The sequence below is a fragment of the Arthrobacter sp. NPDC080086 genome, assembly GCF_040702285.1.
The window spans coordinates 1-17,039 of sequence record NZ_JBFBKP010000038.1; the positions used below are offsets into that span (position 1 = coordinate 1).

At 70.2% G+C, this 17,039-nt stretch carries 12 protein-coding genes; 5 read left to right on the forward strand and 7 right to left on the reverse strand.

The genetic code is table 11. The annotated features are described in order from the left end of the window. Window positions 1-102: 102 nt before the first annotated feature. On the reverse strand, window positions 103-960 hold the full coding sequence (locus AB0305_RS13695) for a ParA family protein (protein ID WP_364137881.1): 858 nt from the start codon (window positions 958-960) through the stop codon (window positions 103-105). Window positions 961-1,346: 386 nt separating this feature from the next. Here AB0305_RS13695 and AB0305_RS13700 point away from each other — a divergent pair, with 386 nt between their 5' ends. Then, entirely contained in the window at window positions 1,347-4,745 is a 3,399-nt protein-coding gene (locus AB0305_RS13700) for a pyruvate carboxylase (protein WP_364137879.1), read from the forward strand. Between the two features lie 107 nt (window positions 4,746-4,852). Here the strand turns inward: AB0305_RS13700 and AB0305_RS13705 are convergent, their stop codons facing one another. Further along, the gene (locus AB0305_RS13705; protein WP_364137877.1) at window positions 4,853-6,670 is read right to left on the reverse strand and encodes an AMP-dependent synthetase/ligase; all 1,818 of its coding nucleotides are present in this window, start codon (window positions 6,668-6,670) and stop codon (window positions 4,853-4,855) included. A gap of 195 nt (window positions 6,671-6,865) precedes the next feature. Here AB0305_RS13705 and AB0305_RS13710 point away from each other — a divergent pair, with 195 nt between their 5' ends. Next, window positions 6,866-7,954 (forward strand): ROK family glucokinase, encoded by a 1,089-nt coding sequence (locus AB0305_RS13710; protein WP_364137875.1) that lies wholly within the window; start codon window positions 6,866-6,868, stop codon window positions 7,952-7,954. A 20-nt stretch (window positions 7,955-7,974) separates the two neighbouring features. On the opposite strand, the gene AB0305_RS13715 is transcribed toward AB0305_RS13710, so the two are convergent. The 3 genes from AB0305_RS13715 to AB0305_RS13725 are packed head-to-tail and all read right to left on the reverse strand — an operon-like array spanning window position 7,975 to window position 10,186. Further along, on the reverse strand, window positions 7,975-8,604 hold the full coding sequence (locus tag AB0305_RS13715; RefSeq protein ID WP_364137873.1) for a hypothetical protein: 630 nt from the start codon (window positions 8,602-8,604) through the stop codon (window positions 7,975-7,977). Beyond that, the gene (locus AB0305_RS13720; RefSeq protein WP_364137871.1) at window positions 8,601-9,398 is read right to left on the reverse strand and encodes an alpha/beta fold hydrolase; all 798 of its coding nucleotides are present in this window, start codon (window positions 9,396-9,398) and stop codon (window positions 8,601-8,603) included. The genes AB0305_RS13715 and AB0305_RS13720 overlap by 4 nt, the downstream gene beginning before the upstream one ends. Then, the gene (locus AB0305_RS13725) at window positions 9,395-10,186 is read right to left on the reverse strand and encodes an alpha/beta fold hydrolase (RefSeq protein ID WP_364137869.1); all 792 of its coding nucleotides are present in this window, start codon (window positions 10,184-10,186) and stop codon (window positions 9,395-9,397) included. Before AB0305_RS13725 ends, AB0305_RS13720 begins: the two co-directional genes overlap by 4 nt. A gap of 111 nt (window positions 10,187-10,297) precedes the next feature. Here AB0305_RS13725 and AB0305_RS13730 point away from each other — a divergent pair, with 111 nt between their 5' ends. Both AB0305_RS13730 and AB0305_RS13735 read left to right on the forward strand, forming a co-directional pair. Next, a complete protein-coding gene (locus tag AB0305_RS13730) occupies window positions 10,298-11,038 on the forward strand; it encodes a lysophospholipid acyltransferase family protein (RefSeq protein ID WP_290258203.1) in 741 nt (246 codons plus the stop codon). Between the two features lie 66 nt (window positions 11,039-11,104). Beyond that, window positions 11,105-12,553, forward strand: coding sequence for a class II 3-deoxy-7-phosphoheptulonate synthase (locus tag AB0305_RS13735; RefSeq protein ID WP_290258202.1), 1,449 nt, complete (start codon window positions 11,105-11,107; stop codon window positions 12,551-12,553). A gap of 89 nt (window positions 12,554-12,642) precedes the next feature. On the opposite strand, the gene AB0305_RS13740 is transcribed toward AB0305_RS13735, so the two are convergent. Then, window positions 12,643-14,844, reverse strand: a complete 2,202-nt coding sequence (locus AB0305_RS13740; RefSeq protein ID WP_364137866.1) for a PASTA domain-containing protein — start codon at window positions 14,842-14,844, stop codon at window positions 12,643-12,645. Between the two features lie 98 nt (window positions 14,845-14,942). Next, the gene (locus AB0305_RS13745; RefSeq protein ID WP_364137864.1) at window positions 14,943-16,346 is read right to left on the reverse strand and encodes a LysM peptidoglycan-binding domain-containing protein; all 1,404 of its coding nucleotides are present in this window, start codon (window positions 16,344-16,346) and stop codon (window positions 14,943-14,945) included. Window positions 16,347-16,606: 260 nt separating this feature from the next. On the opposite strand from AB0305_RS13745, the gene AB0305_RS13750 reads away from it, so the two are divergent. Then, the gene (locus AB0305_RS13750) at window positions 16,607-16,960 is read left to right on the forward strand and encodes an Rv2175c family DNA-binding protein (protein WP_290258198.1); all 354 of its coding nucleotides are present in this window, start codon (window positions 16,607-16,609) and stop codon (window positions 16,958-16,960) included. The last annotated feature ends 79 nt before the right edge of the window (window positions 16,961-17,039 follow it).

Sequence of the window (17,039 nt, forward strand, 5' to 3'; positions counted from 1 at the left end):
TGAAGGCACAGATTCATGCGGGCGGCCGTGGCAAGGGCGGCGGCGTGAAGGTCGCCAAGAGACGCGCTTCTTTCGTTTAATCGGCCCCCGGCGGGGAAAGCGTCAGCGGCTGCTGCGGTCCCGGACCCGGCCCGCGCCGACGAGTTCGCCGCGGTTGCCCAGCAGGTTCGCCAGCAGTTCGTCGAAGAGGCCGGCGGCGCTCTTGGCCGAGTCGCCCGGCCAGGAGTGCACGGCGTGGGCGGCACCCTGGATCTGCTGCCAGTTGGCCTGTTCCGGGATGTGCGGGGTGAGCAGCAGCTCGCCGAACATCGAGTCCATCTCGGAGAGGCGGAAGGCGTGCTCCGCCGAGCCCGTGCGGACCCGGTTGGCAACGATGCCGGCCGGCATGAGCCCGGGGGCAAACTCCTGGCGGAACAGCTGGATGGCGCGCATGGTGCGCTCGGTGCCGGCCACGGAGAAGAGGCCGGGTTCGGCCACCAGGGCCACCTTGTCGCTGGCGGACCAGGCCATCCGGGTGAGGCCGTTGAGGGACGGCGGGCAGTCGATCAGGACCAGCTCGTACCGGTCGGCGCCGGCCAGGACGGTGGAGAGGCGGCGCAGGTCGCGGCGGCCCAGGTCCGGGCGGTCGTAGATGCCGGTGTAGGCGGAGCCGACGGCGACATCCAGAATGGATTCTTCGCTGTTGCCGGCGCGGGTTCCGGCGGTGGCGTTACCGCGCTCCAGCCAGCCGCTGGGGACCACGTTCTCGGCCAGGCGGGCGCGGCGCGGGGACTTCAGCATGCGGCCGATGTCCAGCTGCTCGCCGGCGCGGACGCCCAGGGCGGTGCTGGCGTCGGCGTGCGGGTCAAGGTCGACCACCAGGGTGGGGATGCCGGCGGCGAGGGCGGCCGAGGCCAGCCCGGTGGTCACCGATGTCTTGCCGACTCCGCCTTTGAGGCTGCTGATGCTGACTACGTGCACTTGAAAACCAATACCTAACGCCGGTTGCCGAGACTGGGTCATGCCGGCCCGTGCGTTCCTCCGGGCCGGGGCGGACATGCGCCACCCACCTACCCATCATAGGCGGCGGCGCACAATAAACCCGCCTCATCCACCCCGGCAGAGGCGGAAGTCCGGTCCCTCGGGCCGCGCCGCAGCCCACGGATGAGTCCGTGCCCCGGGCCGTGTCTTCGCTGCTCCCCGGCCGCGGAACAACCCCGTGCCGGAGGGCGGCGGACGCCGTCTGCCGCTTCCCGGGCACATGACGGATAATTCTGTGATGACGGCCACAATGATTTGTGTTGGCCGCCACCGTCTTAGAAACTGTGACCACTTACCGAACCGCCCGCGAAGATGCAGGGAGAAGTATGTTTTCCAAGATTCTGGTGGCTAACCGCGGCGAAATCGCGATCCGCGCCTTCCGTGCCAGCTACGAGCTGGGAGCCAAGACCGTTGCGGTGTTTCCCACCGAGGACCGCAACTCGATCCACCGCCAAAAGGCCGACGAGGCTTACCTGATTGGCGAGGAAGGCCACCCGGTCCGCGCCTACCTCGACGTCGACGAGGTGGTCCGGGTCGCCAAGGAGGCAGGCGCCGACGCCATCTACCCCGGCTACGGCTTCCTCTCGGAAAACCCCAACCTGGCCCGGGCCGCCGCGGACGCCGGAATCACCTTCGTGGGCCCGCCCGCCGAGGTCTTGGAACTGGCCGGCAACAAGGTCGCCGCCCTGGAGGCCGCCCGCAAGGCCGGCGTCCCGGTCCTGAAGTCCAGCAAGCCGTCCAAGGACGTCGACGAACTGATCGCCGCCGCGGATGAGATCGGTTTCCCCGTCTTCGCCAAGGCCGTCGCCGGCGGCGGCGGCCGCGGCATGCGCCGCGTCGACACCCGGGAGGCGCTGCCCGAGGCCCTGCAGGCCGCCATGCGCGAGGCGGACGCCGCATTCGGCGACCCCACCATGTTCCTGGAGCAGGCCGTCCTGCGGCCCCGCCACATCGAGGTGCAGATCCTGGCCGACGCCGAGGGCAACGTCATGCACCTGTTCGAGCGCGACTGCTCCATCCAGCGCCGCCACCAGAAGGTCATCGAGATCGCCCCGGCGCCGAACCTGGACGAGGGCATCCGCCAGGCCCTCTACCGTGACGCCGTGAAGTTCGCCAAGGCCTTGAACTACGTCAACGCCGGCACCGTCGAATTCCTGGTCGACACCGTGGGGGACCGGGCAGGCCAGCACGTCTTCATCGAGATGAACCCGCGCATCCAGGTCGAGCACACCGTGACCGAGGAAGTCACCGACGTCGACCTGGTCCAGGCCCAGCTGCGCATCGCCTCCGGCGAGACGCTCGCGGACCTCGGCCTCTCGCAGGACACCGTCCGGCTGCGCGGCGCCGCCCTGCAGTCCCGCATCACCACCGAGGATCCGGCCAACGGCTTCCGGCCCGACGTCGGAAAGATCACCGGCTACCGTTCCGCCGGCGGCGCCGGGGTCCGGCTCGACGGCGGCACCGTGTACTCCGGCGCCGAGATCAGCCCGCACTTCGACTCCATGCTGGTCAAGCTCACCTGCCGCGGCCGCGACTACCCGACCGCCGTCGCCCGCGCCCGCCGGGCCCTGGCCGAGTTCCGCATCCGCGGCGTCTCCACTAACATTTCCTTCCTCCAGGCCGTCCTGGACGACCCGGACTTCATCGCCGGCGACGTCGCCACGTCCTTCATCGACGAGCGTCCCGAGCTACTCAAGGCCCGCGTCTCCGCGGACCGCGGCACCAAACTGCTGACCTGGCTGGCCGACGTCACCGTCAACAAGCCCAACGGCGAGCTGACCGTGCACACGGACCCTGCCGACAAGCTGCCCGCGCTGCCCGATTCCGAGGCCCGCCCCGGCTCGCGCCAGCGGCTGCAGGAACTCGGTCCGGAGGGCTTCGCCCGCGCCCTGCGCGAGCAGAACGCCGTCGCCGTCACGGACACCACCTTCCGCGACGCGCACCAGTCGCTGCTGGCCACCCGGGTGCGCACCCGCGACCTCGTCGCCGCCGCCCCCGCCGTGTCCAAGCTGCTGCCCGAGCTGCTCTCGGTCGAGGCCTGGGGCGGGGCGACCTACGACGTCGCCCTCCGCTTCCTCGGCGAGGACCCCTGGGACCGGCTGACGGCCCTGCGCAAGGCGCTGCCCAACGTCTGCCTGCAGATGCTGCTCCGCGGCCGGAACACGGTGGGCTACACCCCCTACCCGGAGGAGGTGACGGTGGCGTTCGTCAACGAGGCGGCGAAGACCGGCATCGACATCTTCCGCATCTTCGACGCCCTCAACGACGTCAACCAGATGGCCCCGGCCATCCGCGCCGTCCGCGACACCGGGACCGCCGTGGCCGAGGTGGCGCTTTGCTACACCTCGGACATGCTCGATCCCGAGGAGAAGCTCTACACCCTGGACTACTACCTGGAGCTGGCGCAGAAGATCGTCGACGCAGGGGCGCACATCCTCGCGATCAAGGACATGGCCGGCCTGCTGCGTCCGGCAGCCGCGGCCAAGCTGGTCACCGCCCTGCGGGAACGCTTCGACCTCCCCGTCCACCTGCACACCCACGACACCGCCGGCGGCCAGCTGGCCACCCTGATGGCGGCCGCGGACGCCGGGGTCGACGCAGTCGACGTCGCCTCCGCCTCCCTGGCCGGCACCACCAGCCAGGTTGCCGCCTCCGCCCTGGTCGCGGCCCTCGCGCACACGCCGCGGGACACCGGCCTGGACCTGGACAGCGTCTGCTCCCTGGAGCCCTACTGGGAGGCCGTCCGCCGCGTCTACGCCCCGTTCGAGTCGGGCCTGCCCGGCCCCACCGGCCGGGTCTACCAGCACGAGATCCCCGGAGGCCAGCTCTCCAACCTGCGCCAGCAGGCCATGGCGCTGGGCCTGGGTGAGCGCTTCGAGGCCATCGAGGACATGTACACCGCGGCCGACCGCATCCTCGGCCGGCTCGTCAAGGTAACGCCCTCCTCGAAGGTGGTCGGCGACCTCGCCCTGCACCTGGTGGGCCTCAACGCCGACCCGGCTGACTTCAACGAGAACCCGCAGAAGTACGACATCCCGGACTCCGTGATCGGCTTCCTCTCCGGCGAACTCGGCGACCCGCCCGGTGGCTGGCCGGAACCGTTCCGCACCAAGGCCCTGCAGGGCCGCAGCGTCAAGGTCCGGGACGTGGAGCTCAGCGCCGAGGACAGCGCCGCGCTCAAGGGCGACTCCAAGACGGTGCAGCAGACCCTCAACCGTCTGCTCTTCGCCGGGCCCACCAAGGACTACCAGAAGAGCGTCGAGACCTACGGCAACCTCTCGGTCCTGGATACCCGCGACTACCTCTTCGGCCTGCAGCGCGGCGCCGAGCACGAGATCGAGCTGGAGAAGGGCGTCCGCCTGATCGCCTCGCTCGAGGCCGTTTCCGAACCCGACGAGAAGGGCATGCGCACCGTGATGTGCACCCTGAACGGCCAGTCGCGGCCCGTCGTGGTCCGCGACCGGTCCGTGGTCAGCAACGTCAAGGCCGCCGAGCGCGCCGATGCCTCCCAGCCGGGCCAGGTGGCAGCACCGTTCGCCGGCGCCGTCACCCTGACCGTCAAGGCCGGGGACAAGGTGAACGCGGGCGACACGGTGGCCACCATTGAGGCGATGAAGATGGAAGCCTCCATCACGACGCCGGTGGCCGGCACCGTGGCACGGCTGGCGGTCGGCGCCGTCGAACAGGTCCAGGGCGGGGACCTGCTGCTGGTCATCGGGGAGTAGGACCCACGCACCAGAAAGGGCTCCTCCGGCTGACGCCGGGGGAGCCCTTTCTGGTTTCTGGTTACCGGTTGCTGGCCACCGGCTGCTGTGGCCGGTGCGCCCGCGGCTCAGGCATGCGTGGGGCGCCTGGCCGCGTACATCTCCTCGATGACGGCGTCGAAGTCCTTGAGGACCTGGGCGCGCTTGACCTTCATCGAGGGGGTCAGGTGGCCCGAGGCCTCGGTGAAGTCCGAGGGGACGATGCGGAAGGACTTGATCGCCTCGGCCTGGGAGACCGACTGGTTGGCCCGGTTGATCAGCTCCTGGACCGCGGCGTGGACCGCCGGGAGCTCCGCGGCCTCGGCCACGCCGGACGCGGACAGGTTGTGGCGCTGCAGCCAGCCCGGGAGGGCCTCCTCGTCCAGGGTTACCAGGGCGCCGATGAACGGGCGGTTGTCGCCCACCACCAGCACCTGGGAGACCAGGGCGTCGGCCCGGATCTGGTCCTCGAGCAGTGCCGGGACCACGTTCTTGCCGCCGGCGGTGACGATGATTTCCTTCTTCCGGCCGGTGATGGTCAGGAAGCCCTGGTCATCGAGCTGGCCGATGTCGCCGGTCCGGAACCAGCCGTCGATGAACGCTTCATCCGTCAGGTCCGGCCGGTTGAAGTAGCCGCGCATCACGCAGACGCCCTTGGCGAGGATCTCGCCGTCGTCGGCGATCTTCACCGCGTTGCCCGGGATGGGCGCCCCGACGGTGCCGATCTTGATCAGCGAGGGCGTGTTGACGGTGACCGGGGCGGTGGTCTCGGTCAGGCCGTAGCCCTCAAGGATCTGCAGGCCGATGCCCTGGAAGAAGTGGCCCAGCCGGGCGCCCAGCGGGCCGCCGCCGGAGACCGCGTGGGCCACCTGGCCGCCCATGGCGTCGCGGAGCTTGCCGTAGACCAGCTTGTCGAAGAGGGCATGCTTGGCGCGCAGTATCAGCCCCACCTTCCCGTCCTGCCGGGCCCGGGAGTATGCAATGGCGGTCTCCGCGGCGCGGTGGAAGATGGCGCCCTTGCCGCCGTCCTCGGCCTTGGTCAGGGCCGAGTTGTAGACCTTCTCGAAGACCCGGGGGACGGCCAGGATGAAGGTGGGTTTGTAGCTCTGCAGGTCCGGCAACAGGTTCTTGATGTCCGGGGTGTGCGCCACGGTCACGCCGGCCGCCACGGCCAGGACCGAGATAAACCGGGCGAAGACGTGCGCCAGCGGCAGGAACATGATGGTGCGGGCGTCCTCGTTGACGGTCAGGCCCAGGGAGGTGGCCAGCACGTTGTCGGAGAGTTCCACGAAGTTGCCGTGGGTCAGCTCGCAGCCCTTGGGCCGGCCGGTGGTGCCCGAGGTGTAGATGATGGTGGCCAGGTCGGCGAGTCCGGCGCTTGAGCGGCGCTGCTCCAGCTCCTCGTCGCTGATCCCGGCGCCGGCGGCGCGGACCTCGTCCAGGGCCTCGCCCTCGAGCTGCCAGACGTGGCGGAGTGCGGTCAGGCCCTCGGAGGTGGCGGCCTGGCGGATGATGTCCTCGTGGTGTGCGGACTCGCCGAACGCGGCGACGGCGCCGGAGTCGCCGAGGTTCCAGGCGACCTGGGAGGGGGAGGAGGTCTCGTAGATCGGCACCGACACGGCTCCGGCGAACCAGATAGCGAAGTCGATCAGGGACCATTCGTAGCGGGTGCGGGACATGATGCCCACCCGGTCGCCGGCGCCCACACCGCTGGCCATCAGGCCCTTGGCGAGGGCGGAGGCGTCGGCCAGGAACTCGGTGGCGCGGATGTCCTGCCACTGCCCGGCGGCGTCGAGCCGGGAGAACAGTGCAGGGTTGGACTGCTTCGCCGCCTGGCGCAGCACCAGGTCGGTGATGTTTGTCTCCGGCGGGACGGTGACCAGGGGCGGGACAATAATTTCTCGCACGATAGCTCCTTTGATATCCGTAAACCCCCGAGGGGTACGACTAAGACTAGTACGCGGCCCTCTTACGGGTGTGGCGCACTTCACCTACTGGCCAGTAACTTTACGGCCGGCGGGGGCCTAATGCCACCCGGCGGGCCTCCCGGCGGTCCGCGCCGCCCCGGGACGGTGGGGCGGCTGGCCCTAGAATGAGGAGCGATGCACACTCCACTTCCGGGCCCGCAGCCGGCCCCGTCCCGCCGGAGCCCCATGTGGCGGCACCGGACCACACGCCGCCCGGGCGCCGAGCCGGCAGGCCGCTTCCGCGAACACCTCCGGCTGGGCCGCAAGGGCCTGGCGATCGGCATCGACATCGGCGGCACCAAGGTGGCGGCGGGCGTGGTCGACGCCGAGGGCAGGATCCTCAAGCAGGCGCGGCGGTCCACCCCCGGCAACGACCCCCGCGCCGTGGAGCAGGTGATCGTGGAGCTGGTCGAGGAGCTGGGCCAGGGGCACCGGATCTGGTCCGTAGGCATCGGCGCCGCCGGCTGGATGGACCTCGACGGCGCCACCGTGCTCTTCAGCCCCCACCTCGCCTGGCGGAACGAGCCGCTGCGGGAGAACCTGCAGCGGCTGCTGCGCCGGCCCGTGCTGCTGACCAACGACGCCGACGCCGCCGGCTGGGCCGAGTGGCGCTTTGGCGCCGGCCGCGGGGAGGACCGGCTGGTCTGCATCACCCTGGGCACCGGCATCGGCGGGGCGATGGTGATGGACGGCCGGCTGGAACGCGGACGCTTCGGCGTCGCCGGCGAATTCGGCCACCAGATCATCCAGCCCGGCGGCCACCGCTGCGAATGCGGAAACCGGGGTTGCTGGGAACAGTACGCCTCCGGGAATGCGCTGGGCCGCGAGGCCCGTGAACTTGCCGCAGCCAACTCCCCGATGGCGCAGGAACTGCTCAAGGCCGTCGGCGGCCGCGTCGGGGACATCACCGGCGTCACCGTGACCGAACTGGCCAAGGCCGGGGACCCCACCGCCCGTGAACTGCTGGAGGACGTAGGTGAGTGGCTTGGCCTGGGCCTGGCCAACCTGGCCGCCGCCCTGGACCCGGGGACCTTCGTGATCGGCGGCGGGCTCTGCGATGCCGGCGAGCTGCTCGTCGGCCCGGCCCGCACGGCCTTCGCCCGCAACCTCACCGGGCGGGGCTTCCGCCCGGCGGCCCGGATCGAGCTCGCGGCGCTCGGCCCCAACGCGGGCCTGATCGGCGCCGCCGACCTGTCCCGGGTCAGCAGCCGGATGCGGAGCTAGCGGTACCGCGCCGGGGCACGTCAGACCCGGGCGCCGTCGTCGTACTCGTCTTTTTCGTGCGGAAGCTTGGTGATCAGGTAGACCACGGACACCGCGAACGCGGCCACCATGCCGATGATCGCCAGCAGCGGGGCCGAGCGCCAGAACATCACCGAGAGCAGCAGGGCAATCGGACCGCCCACCGCGCCGATCCACGCCAGCATGGTCAACGGGTCCGTGTCCGAGAGTTTCGGCGGCTCCTCCGGCACGAACTCGCCGTCCCCGTCGTCGGCCTCGTAGTCCCGCGGCCCGCTGCCCGCCGCGCCGCCCGGTGCGGGGGCAGACCCCGGGGCTGATCCGGGTCCCGGCGCGGCCAGGCCCAGCGGGTCGAAGTCGCTAAAGCGCCGCGGCCCGGCAGGATCCCCGGCGGCTCCGGTGCCGGCGCCACCCTTGCCAAAGCCGTCTCCATCCGTCTTTTGACCGCCGGTCCCATCGGCGCCAGTTTTTCCCCCGGCTGTCTCTTCTCCGCCTGTCTTTTCCCCGCCTGCGGCGGGTTCCGGAGTCAGGCCCGAATCGGTCTGCTCCAGCCGCGCCACCAGGTCCAGCCAGACGGCATCGTCCTGGTTCGCGCCGGAATCCGGGTCCGGGGACTTGGGATCGGAATGCGTCATCTGCCGTTTCTTCCTTGGCTGCTGCTGGCGCCCGGTTCGTGGGCTGCCACGATCGAGCGGATGAATTCGGCCGTGCCGCTGAAGATCTGCGGCGCGTCGTTGTCCATGGTAGCCACGTGGTAGCTGTTCCTCAGCGGCACCACCTCCAGCGGGGCGTTGACCAGTCCACGGCGCAGCGCCGTCATGCTGGCCTCCGAGACCACGTGGTCCACCGTGGAACGGTAGACCCGCACCGGGGCGGTGACGCGGGGGAGCAGCCGCACCGTGTCCTTGAACATCTTGTTCAACTCGTAGGCGGCCGCCACCGGGGTGCGGGCGTAGGCGCCCTCGTCGACGCCTTCCTTGAGGATGTCCCCGGCGATCGCCGGTGTGCTCTTGAGGACGAAGCGCAGGAAGCCGGCCAGCGGGGCGCGGGGATCGTCGATCACCAGGCCCGGGTTGACCAGCACGGCGCCCGCCACCGGGTGGGTGGCGGCCAGCCGCAACGCCAGCGCCCCGCCCATCGAGAGTCCGGCCACCACCACGTGGTCGCATTCTTCCGCCAGTTCCAGGTAGGCGGCCTCCAGGCCGGCGTGCCATTCCTGCCAGCGCGTCCGGGCCAGCTCCTGCCAGCTGGTGCCGTGGCCCGGCAGCAGCGGCATCCGCACGGCATAGCCTTCCCGTGCGAGGGACTCTGCCCACGCCCGGACACCGTGCGGGCTGCCGGTGAAGCCGTGGGACACCACCACGCCGACGCTCGGACCCTCCCCGCTGAAGGGGTGGCTGAACGGCGAGTGGTCGGGCGCTGGCGTCATGGCTGCTCCGGGGTTCCTGAGGGGGCGGGGGTGTGGTCCTGGAAGAAGCGTAGCGAGCGTTCGAAGATCAGTGGCGCATCGACATCGAGGGTCGCCACGTGTCCGCTGTCCGGCAGCCGCACCACCTCCGGCGCGGACGGGCCCAGCCGGCGCTCGAGCAGGGCCAGCGAGGAGGCCGGCACCACGGCGTCGGTGTCCGATTTGAACACCAGGGCCGGCGCGGTGACCGAGGGCAGTTCCCGGAGCGTGGTCGAGAAGAGCTTGCGCAACTGGTGCACGGCCTGCAGCGGCGTGAGCGAGTAGTCGCCGTCGTCGGTGGCTGCCGCCGTCGACTCCGCCTCCTGCAGCGGAACGGTGGTGCGCTGCAGATATTTGAGGACGCCGACGTAGCGGACGCGCCGGTCGTAGAAGCTCAGCCCCGGGTTGACGACGGCGACTCCGGCCACCGGGTTCCGGGCGGCGGTGCGCAGCGCGATGGTCCCGCCCATGGACAGGCCCGCGACGAAGCAGGTACCGGTGGTGGCGGCCAGTTCCCGGTAGGCATCCTCGAAGGCGCCGTACCATTCCAGCCAGCTCCGGCGCGCGAGATCCCGCCAGTTCGTGCCGTGTCCGGGAAGCAAGGGAACGCTCACCGCGTAGCCAGCGGCGGCAAGGTGTTCGGCCCACGGCAGCACGCTCAGCGGGCTGCCTGTGAAGCCGTGGCAGATGGCCACGCCGGTGCGCGCGTTCGCGCCGTGGCCGGGGTAGGAGAAAGCGGCAGGCCGGGAGGAGGTACTGCTGTCGCTCATGAGCCCATCGTGTCACTGTTCGGGACAAAACTCACTAGAGTAGGGTGTCATTGAAGTCCTGGCCGGACCCGAGGAAGGGCCGGCCAGACGCCTGCCGGAGAGGTACACCACGTGTTTTATTGGTTCATGAAGACGTTCGTCCTCGGACCGGTCCTCAAGACGCTCTTCCGGCCGTGGGTCAAGGGCCTGGACAACGTTCCCGCCAGCGGCGCCGCGATCCTTGCCTCCAACCACCTCTCCTTCTCCGATTCCATCTTCATGCCCCTGATGGTGCCCCGGCCGGTAGTGTTCCTGGCCAAGTCCGAGTACTTCACCGGCAAGGGCGTCAAGGGCAAGCTCACGGCCGCCTTCTTCCGCCTGACCAACCAGCTGCCGATGGACCGGTCCGGGGGAGCGGCCTCCGCCCAGTCACTGAACGCCGGCATGGACGTGCTGAAGAACGGCTCGCTGCTGGGCATCTACCCCGAGGGCACCCGCAGCCCGGACTCGCGGCTGTACCGCGGCAAGGTGGGCGTGGCCCGGCTGGCGCTGCAGGCCCGGGTCCCGGTGATCCCGGTGGCGATGATCGGCACGGACAAGGTCCAGCCGATCGGCAAGCGGGTCCCCAACATCCGCCGGATCGGCATGATCTTCGGCGAGCCGATGGATTTCAGCCGCTACTACGGCATGGAGGACGACCGGCTCATCCAGCGCTCCGTGACGGACGAGATCATGTACGAGCTGATGAGACTCTCCGGGCAGGAGTACGTGGACGAGTACGCCGCCGTCGTCAAGCTCCGGCTCGCCGGCAAGGCCACCGAGGCACCCACGCAGGAGGCCGGCCCGGGCCCGGAGGCGCCGGGAACAGTGTGACGGGAGGGGCCCGGACTTTGACGCCCCGGCGCCGTTGAACCGCTCCCGGCGAACTATCCTAGGAGGGTGACTGAGCTATCCGCACCCTCCACGTCCCCTCTCACCTCCTCCCCGATGCCGGGCGCCCCCGTGGCCCCCGCGTTCGCTGCCGGCGCCTTCGCCGGCATCTCCCAGAGCGGGGCGGCCAACTATCCCGGGCTGGACGACTGGCGGAAGCTCCCGGCCTCCCAGCAGCCCACCTGGTCCGACCCGGCCGTCTTCGAGGCCTCGGTCAAGGAGCTCTCCGTGCTGCCGCCGCTGGTGTTCGCCGGCGAGGTGGACATCCTCCGGGAACGGCTCGCCGCCGCGGCCCGGGGCGAGGCGTTCCTGCTCCAGGGCGGTGACTGCGCCGAAACCTTCGAGGCCGCCACCGCGGACAAGATCAGCGCCCGGGTCCGGACCATCCTGCAGATGGCCGTGGTGCTTACCTACGGCGCGGCCATGCCCGTGATCAAGATGGGCCGGATGGCGGGGCAGTTCGCCAAGCCGCGGTCCTCCAACGACGAGACCCGCGACGGTGTGACCCTCCCGGCCTACCGCGGCGACATCGTCAACGGCTACGACTTCACCCCGGAATCCCGCGCCCACGACGCCGGCCGGATGCTGAAGGCGTACCACACCTCGGCGTCGACCCTGAACCTGATCCGGGCCTTCACCCAGGGCGGTTTCGCGGACCTCCGCCTGGTGCACCAGTGGAACAAGGGCTTCACCGAGAACCCCGCGCACGCCCGCTACGAATCGCTCGCCCGCGACATCGACCGGGCCATCAAGTTCATGTCCTCCTGCGGCGCGGACTTCGAGGCGCTCAAGCGCGTGGAGTTCTACGCCAGCCACGAGGCGCTGCTGCTGGACTACGAACGGGCCCTGACCCGCATCGACTCCCGCACCGGCCTGCCGTACGACACCTCCGCGCACTTCCTCTGGATCGGGGAGCGCACCCGCGAGCTGGACCACGCCCACGTGGACTTCCTCTCCCGGGTCCGCAACCCCATCGGCGTGAAGCTCGGCCCCACCACCACGGGTGACGACGCGCTGCGGCTGATCGACAAGCTGGACCCGAACCGCGAACCGGGCCGCCTGACCTTCATCACCCGCATGGGCGCCGGCAACATCCGCGAGAAGCTGCCGCCCATCGTGGAGCGCGTCACCGCCTCCGGCGCGCAGGTCCTGTGGGTCACGGACCCGATGCACGGCAACACCGTCACCTCCCCGAACGGCTACAAGACCCGCAACTTCGACGACGTCATCGACGAGGTGCGCGGCTTCTTCGAGGTCCACCACGGCCTCGGCACCGTGCCGGGCGGCCTGCACGTGGAGATGACCGGCGACGACGTGGCCGAGTGCCTGGGCGGCGCGGACCCGATCGACCAGGACGCCTTCCTGGACCGCTACGAGTCGGTTTGCGACCCCCGCCTGAACCACATGCAGTCCCTCGAGATGGCGTTCCTCGTGGCCGGATCCCTCGCCAAGCGCTAGGACACGCCCAGCTTCAACGCAAGGACCCCTGGCCGCCGGATGGCGGCCGGGGGTCCTTGCGCTTGAGTCCCCTGGGGCGGTCTTGCCGGCTAGACCACGGTCAGGGTGATGGTGGATCCCTCCGGGACACTCCGGTTGACCGGGTCCTGGGCCCGGACGGTGCCGAAGAACCCGCCCAGGATGTTCTCCACCTGCACCTTGAAGCCGAGTTTCTCCAGCGCGTCGCGGGCCTCCTTGGCCTGCTTGCCCACGAAGCTGGGCACGTCCACCATCCGCGGCCCCTTGGAGATGGTCAGGGTGACCGAGCCGCCGCGGGTGAGGGTGGCGCCGCCGGCGGGGTCCTGGCTGACGACGGCGCCCTTGGGCACCGAGCGGTCGAAGACGGGTTCGGGGGCGACGACGGGTTGCAGCCCGGCGGCCTGCAGGGCCTTGGCGGCGGCATCCTGGTCCTTGCCGCGCACATCCGGAACCGGGATGGGCTGCGGGCCCTTGGAGACTGTCAGGCCCACCGGGGTGCCGTGCTTGGCGGGCGTGCCCTTGGCCGGTTCCTGCGCCAGCACGGCACCGGCCGGGGCGGAGTCGTCGAAGGTCTGGGTGACCGGACCGAGGGCCATGCCGGCGCCGTTGAGCGCCGTCTTCGCCTCGTCCAGGGACTTGCCGGTCAGCCCGGGCAGCGGGAAGAGCTCCGGGCCCTTGGAGACGGCCAGGGAGACCGGTTCGAACTTGCGGATCACCTTGCCGGCCGGGGGTTCCGAGCCGACCACCAGGCCGGGGGAGACGCTGTCGTCGTAGACGTCCCGGGTGGTCGAGTTGAAACCGGCCGTCCGCAGCAGGGCCTGGGCCTCGGCGACGGTCTTGTTGCCCACCTGCGGCACGGTGCCGGGCGAGCCGGGACCCATCCCGAAAAACCACCCGGCTCCGGCGGCGAGCACCGCCACCAGCACCAGCACCACGATCCAGACCAGGCCGCGGCGGCGGGGGTTGCCGGGCCGCAGGGTGCGGCTGGGCTTGGCGGCGGCGCGCTGCCGGGCCTTCTCCTCGTCCCGGTCCAGCTTGCGCTGGGCGCGCTTGCTGGCCGGCGGCGCGGCGGCGTCACCGGCCCAGGCCTCCGCCCCGAAACCGGAGCCGCTGTCGCCGGAGTCGCCGTAGGGCGAGTCGCCGTCGTCGGAGTCGCCGGGGGCGGTCAGCGGGCCGAAGCCACCGGCGGCGGCTCCCCGGGCCGGCGGACGGGACGTTCCCGGGATCACGGTGGTGGGGTTGCTGCCGCCGCGGCCGATCACCTCGGTGGGCTGCGGAATGGCGCCGAGGAACTCGGTGTGCGCCCCGCCGTCGCCGGCAGCAGCGCCCCCAGCGGCACCGGCGGCCGTACCAGCAGCTCCGGCCGCGGCAGCGGGCAGCGCGGGGGAGAGGGGACGGGCGGCGGGCGGTTGCAGGTCGAGTTCGGCGTCGCTGAGGTTGGTCCGGATGTGGCGCAGCTCGGAGAGCAGGGCCTGCCCGTCCACCGGGCGCTTATCGGGGTCGTTGGCGGTGCACCACTGCACCAGCTCATCGATTTCCCCGGCCAGTCCCGGCACCAGGAGCGAGGGCGCGCCCACGCTGGAGTTCACGTGCTGGTAGGCCACCTGGATGGGAACCTCGCCGTCGAACGGCTGGCGGCCGGTGAGCATCTCGTAGAGCATGATGCCCAGGGAGTAGATGTCGCTGCGGGCGTCGGCCTGCCGGCCCATCACCAGCTCGGGGGAGAGGTACGCCACCGTGCCGATCAGCGCCCCGGTGCTGGTCGACGTCGTAATGGCCCGCGCGAGGCCGAAGTCACCGATCTTGATCCGGCCGTCGTCGGCGATCAGGACGTTCTCCGGCTTCACGTCACGGTGGATCAGCCCGGCGGCGTGCGCGGCGGCGAGGCCCTCAACCACGGGGTCAATGTAGGCCAGGGCCAGTCGCGGCGTGAGGGCGCCGCGTTCCTTGAGCATGTCCCGGAGCGTGTGGCCCTTGATGTACTCCATGACCAGGTAGGCCAGCGGGCCGTCCTCGCCCTGGTCCAGCATGCCCACCACGTGCGGGTGGGAGAGCCGGGCCGCAGCCTTTGCCTCCCGGCCCAGGCGGTCCAGGAACTGCGGGTCGCCGGCCATGTGCGGGTGCAGGACCTTGAGCGCCACGTCCCGCTCCAGGCGGCGGTCCGTGGCGAGGTAGACGGTGGACATGCCGCCCCTGGCCAGCTTGGAACGAACCAGGTACCGGTTGTCCACGAGGGTCCCGACGAGAGCATCCGAAGTGTAGTCCTGCACCATTCGATCCTACGTTCTGCACAGAAACGGGCCCGGATTGACATGCAATCCGGGCCCGTATCGTTACGCGACGGAGGGCTCAGCCCCGCGCGAAGCCGGGGTCAGCTGAACTGCTGCTGCAGCCGCTTGATGGACGCGACGTACGCCTTGGTGTCGTCGTACATGCCGTTCTTGCTCACCGAGTACTGGCCCTGGTAGTAACCGGCGATCGCGGTGTCCAGGTCCTTGCTGGTGCGGACCAGCTGGCGGATGATGGCGACGCCGGCCGTGGCGTTGTCGTACGGGTCCAGCAGGTTCAGCTTGCGGCCCACCAGGTCCGAGGCCCACTGTCCCGAGGACGGGATGACCTGCATGGTGCCAATGGCATTGGCGGGGGAAACCGAGCGCTGGTTGAAGCTGGACTCCTGGAAGGCGAAGGCCATGGCCAGGGACGGGTCGACGCCCATCCGGCGCGCGGTGTCCGCGACGATCTGCTTCATCTGCGCGGTGCTGGGCACCGGTGAGGCGTTCAGGATCGCCTTGTTCGCGTTGGCGGAGCTGACCACGGCCTCCGGGTAGCTGAAGCCGAGGAAGGTGCTCGGGACCAGCGGCGTGACCGTGGCCGGCGGCGTGCTGGAGCTCGGGTTGACCGTGGTGGAGGAACCCGCGCCCGGGATGACCAGCTTGTTGCCCGGGTAGATGATGCTGCTCATGGTCAGCCGGTTCGCCGAGAGGATGTCGGCGAGCTTCACGCCGTTCTTAGCCGCGATACCGGAGAGGGTGTCGCCGGACTTCACGGTGTAGGAGCCGGAGGCGGGGGCCGGTGCCGGCGCGGACGGCGCGGGGGCTGCCACCGGTGCGGGGGCCGCCGGTGCAGGGGCGGCGGGGGCGGAACCGCCGCCCACCTTGATCTGCTGGCCCGGGTAGATGATCGAGCGCATGTTCAGCCCGTTCCAGTTCAGGACATCGGAGAGCTGGACGCCGCTGCGGGCGGCGATCGCGCTGAGGGTGTCGCCGGACTTCACGGTGTAGGACTGGCCGCCGGCGGGAGCGGGTGCCGGGGCCGACGGCGCGGCGGGAGCCTGGGGGGAGGCGACCGCGTTGCCGCTGAGCTTGATCTTCTGGCCCGGGTAGATGATCGTGTTCGGCTGCATGTTGTTCAGTGACAGGACCTGGTAGGTGTCCAGGCCGAACTTGCCGGCGATCGCGCTGACGGTATCGCCGCGGGCAATCGTGTACTCGGCCGGGGCCGGCGCCTGGGCCGGCTGGAATGCCGCCGGGATGGTGGTGGAGACGGCGGCGGCCGGGATAATCGCGGACGGCAGGGCCTGGGCGGTGAGCCCGGCGGCCTGGGCCTTCATGGCGGCGGCCAAGGTGGCCGGGATGGCGCGCGGCCGGGATTCCGCGGCGGCCGGCTGGGCGATCGCCAGCGAAGACAGGACGACGGCGGGCAGGGCCGCCGTCGTGGCCGCGATCAGCGGGAGGCCGGGCCTAGGGGTTGGCTTCGGCGCACGGGACGTCGTCATGGGAAAGATCCTCTTCTCAGCGGCGAACGCTGCAGGTCAGGCCGGTGTTACTGGTGTTACCAGTGTGACTCTAGATACCCCAGTTACAAATGTGATCTATGTGAATCTCTCATGAATTGGGAAATAGCACAAGAACGGTTTGACATTCCGTAAAACCGTTTTGTGGGTGTGTCGTGGACGGGTGCTGCGGAGCGGGGTGAATTACCGTCCGGGACGCGGCTGACTAGGCGCAATACGTCCCGACATGGCACTCTTGACGCGTGAGTAATGTAGAAAGCCTTGTAGGCGAATGGCTGCCCCTGCCCGATGTTGCCGAGCTGCTGAATGTCTCCATCACTAAGGTTCATGCGCTGCTGGACGAGCGTGCGCTGGCGGCGATCCGGGTTGGAGAGCGCCGCATCCGCTCCGTGCCCGCGGCATTTATCCAGGACGGCCACGCGGTGGAAAGCCTCAAGGGCACCATTGTGGTCCTCTCCGACGCCGGTTATTCGGATGAGGAATTGATTACCTGGCTGTTCACCGCGGACGAATCCCTGCGCGGCCGTCCGATCGACGCCCTCCGGGAGGGCCGCAAGACCGAGATCCGCCGGCGCGCCCAGACAATGGCCTGGTAGCGGACCGCAGGTTTCCGGATCCACTTTCAGCGTCAACGGCGAAGGCCGTGCCCGGGGCAGTCACTCTGCCCGGGGCACG

Bases quoted from the DNA above. Each gene is read 5' to 3' on its own strand.
- AB0305_RS13710 (WP_364137875.1), top strand. From the start codon at position 6,866: ATGCACACTCCACTTCCGGGCCCGCAGCCGGCCCCGTCCCGCCGGAGC.
- AB0305_RS13725 (WP_364137869.1), bottom strand. From the start codon at position 10,186: ATGAGCGACAGCAGTACCTCCTCCCGGCCTGCCGCTTTCTCCTACCCC.
- AB0305_RS13740 (WP_364137866.1), bottom strand. From the start codon at position 14,844: ATGGTGCAGGACTACACTTCGGATGCTCTCGTCGGGACCCTCGTGGAC.
- AB0305_RS13700 (WP_364137879.1), top strand. From the start codon at position 1,347: ATGTTTTCCAAGATTCTGGTGGCTAACCGCGGCGAAATCGCGATCCGC.
- AB0305_RS13715 (WP_364137873.1), bottom strand. From the start codon at position 8,604: ATGACGCATTCCGATCCCAAGTCCCCGGACCCGGATTCCGGCGCGAAC.
- AB0305_RS13720 (WP_364137871.1), bottom strand. From the start codon at position 9,398: ATGACGCCAGCGCCCGACCACTCGCCGTTCAGCCACCCCTTCAGCGGG.
- AB0305_RS13745 (WP_364137864.1), bottom strand. From the start codon at position 16,346: ATGACGACGTCCCGTGCGCCGAAGCCAACCCCTAGGCCCGGCCTCCCG.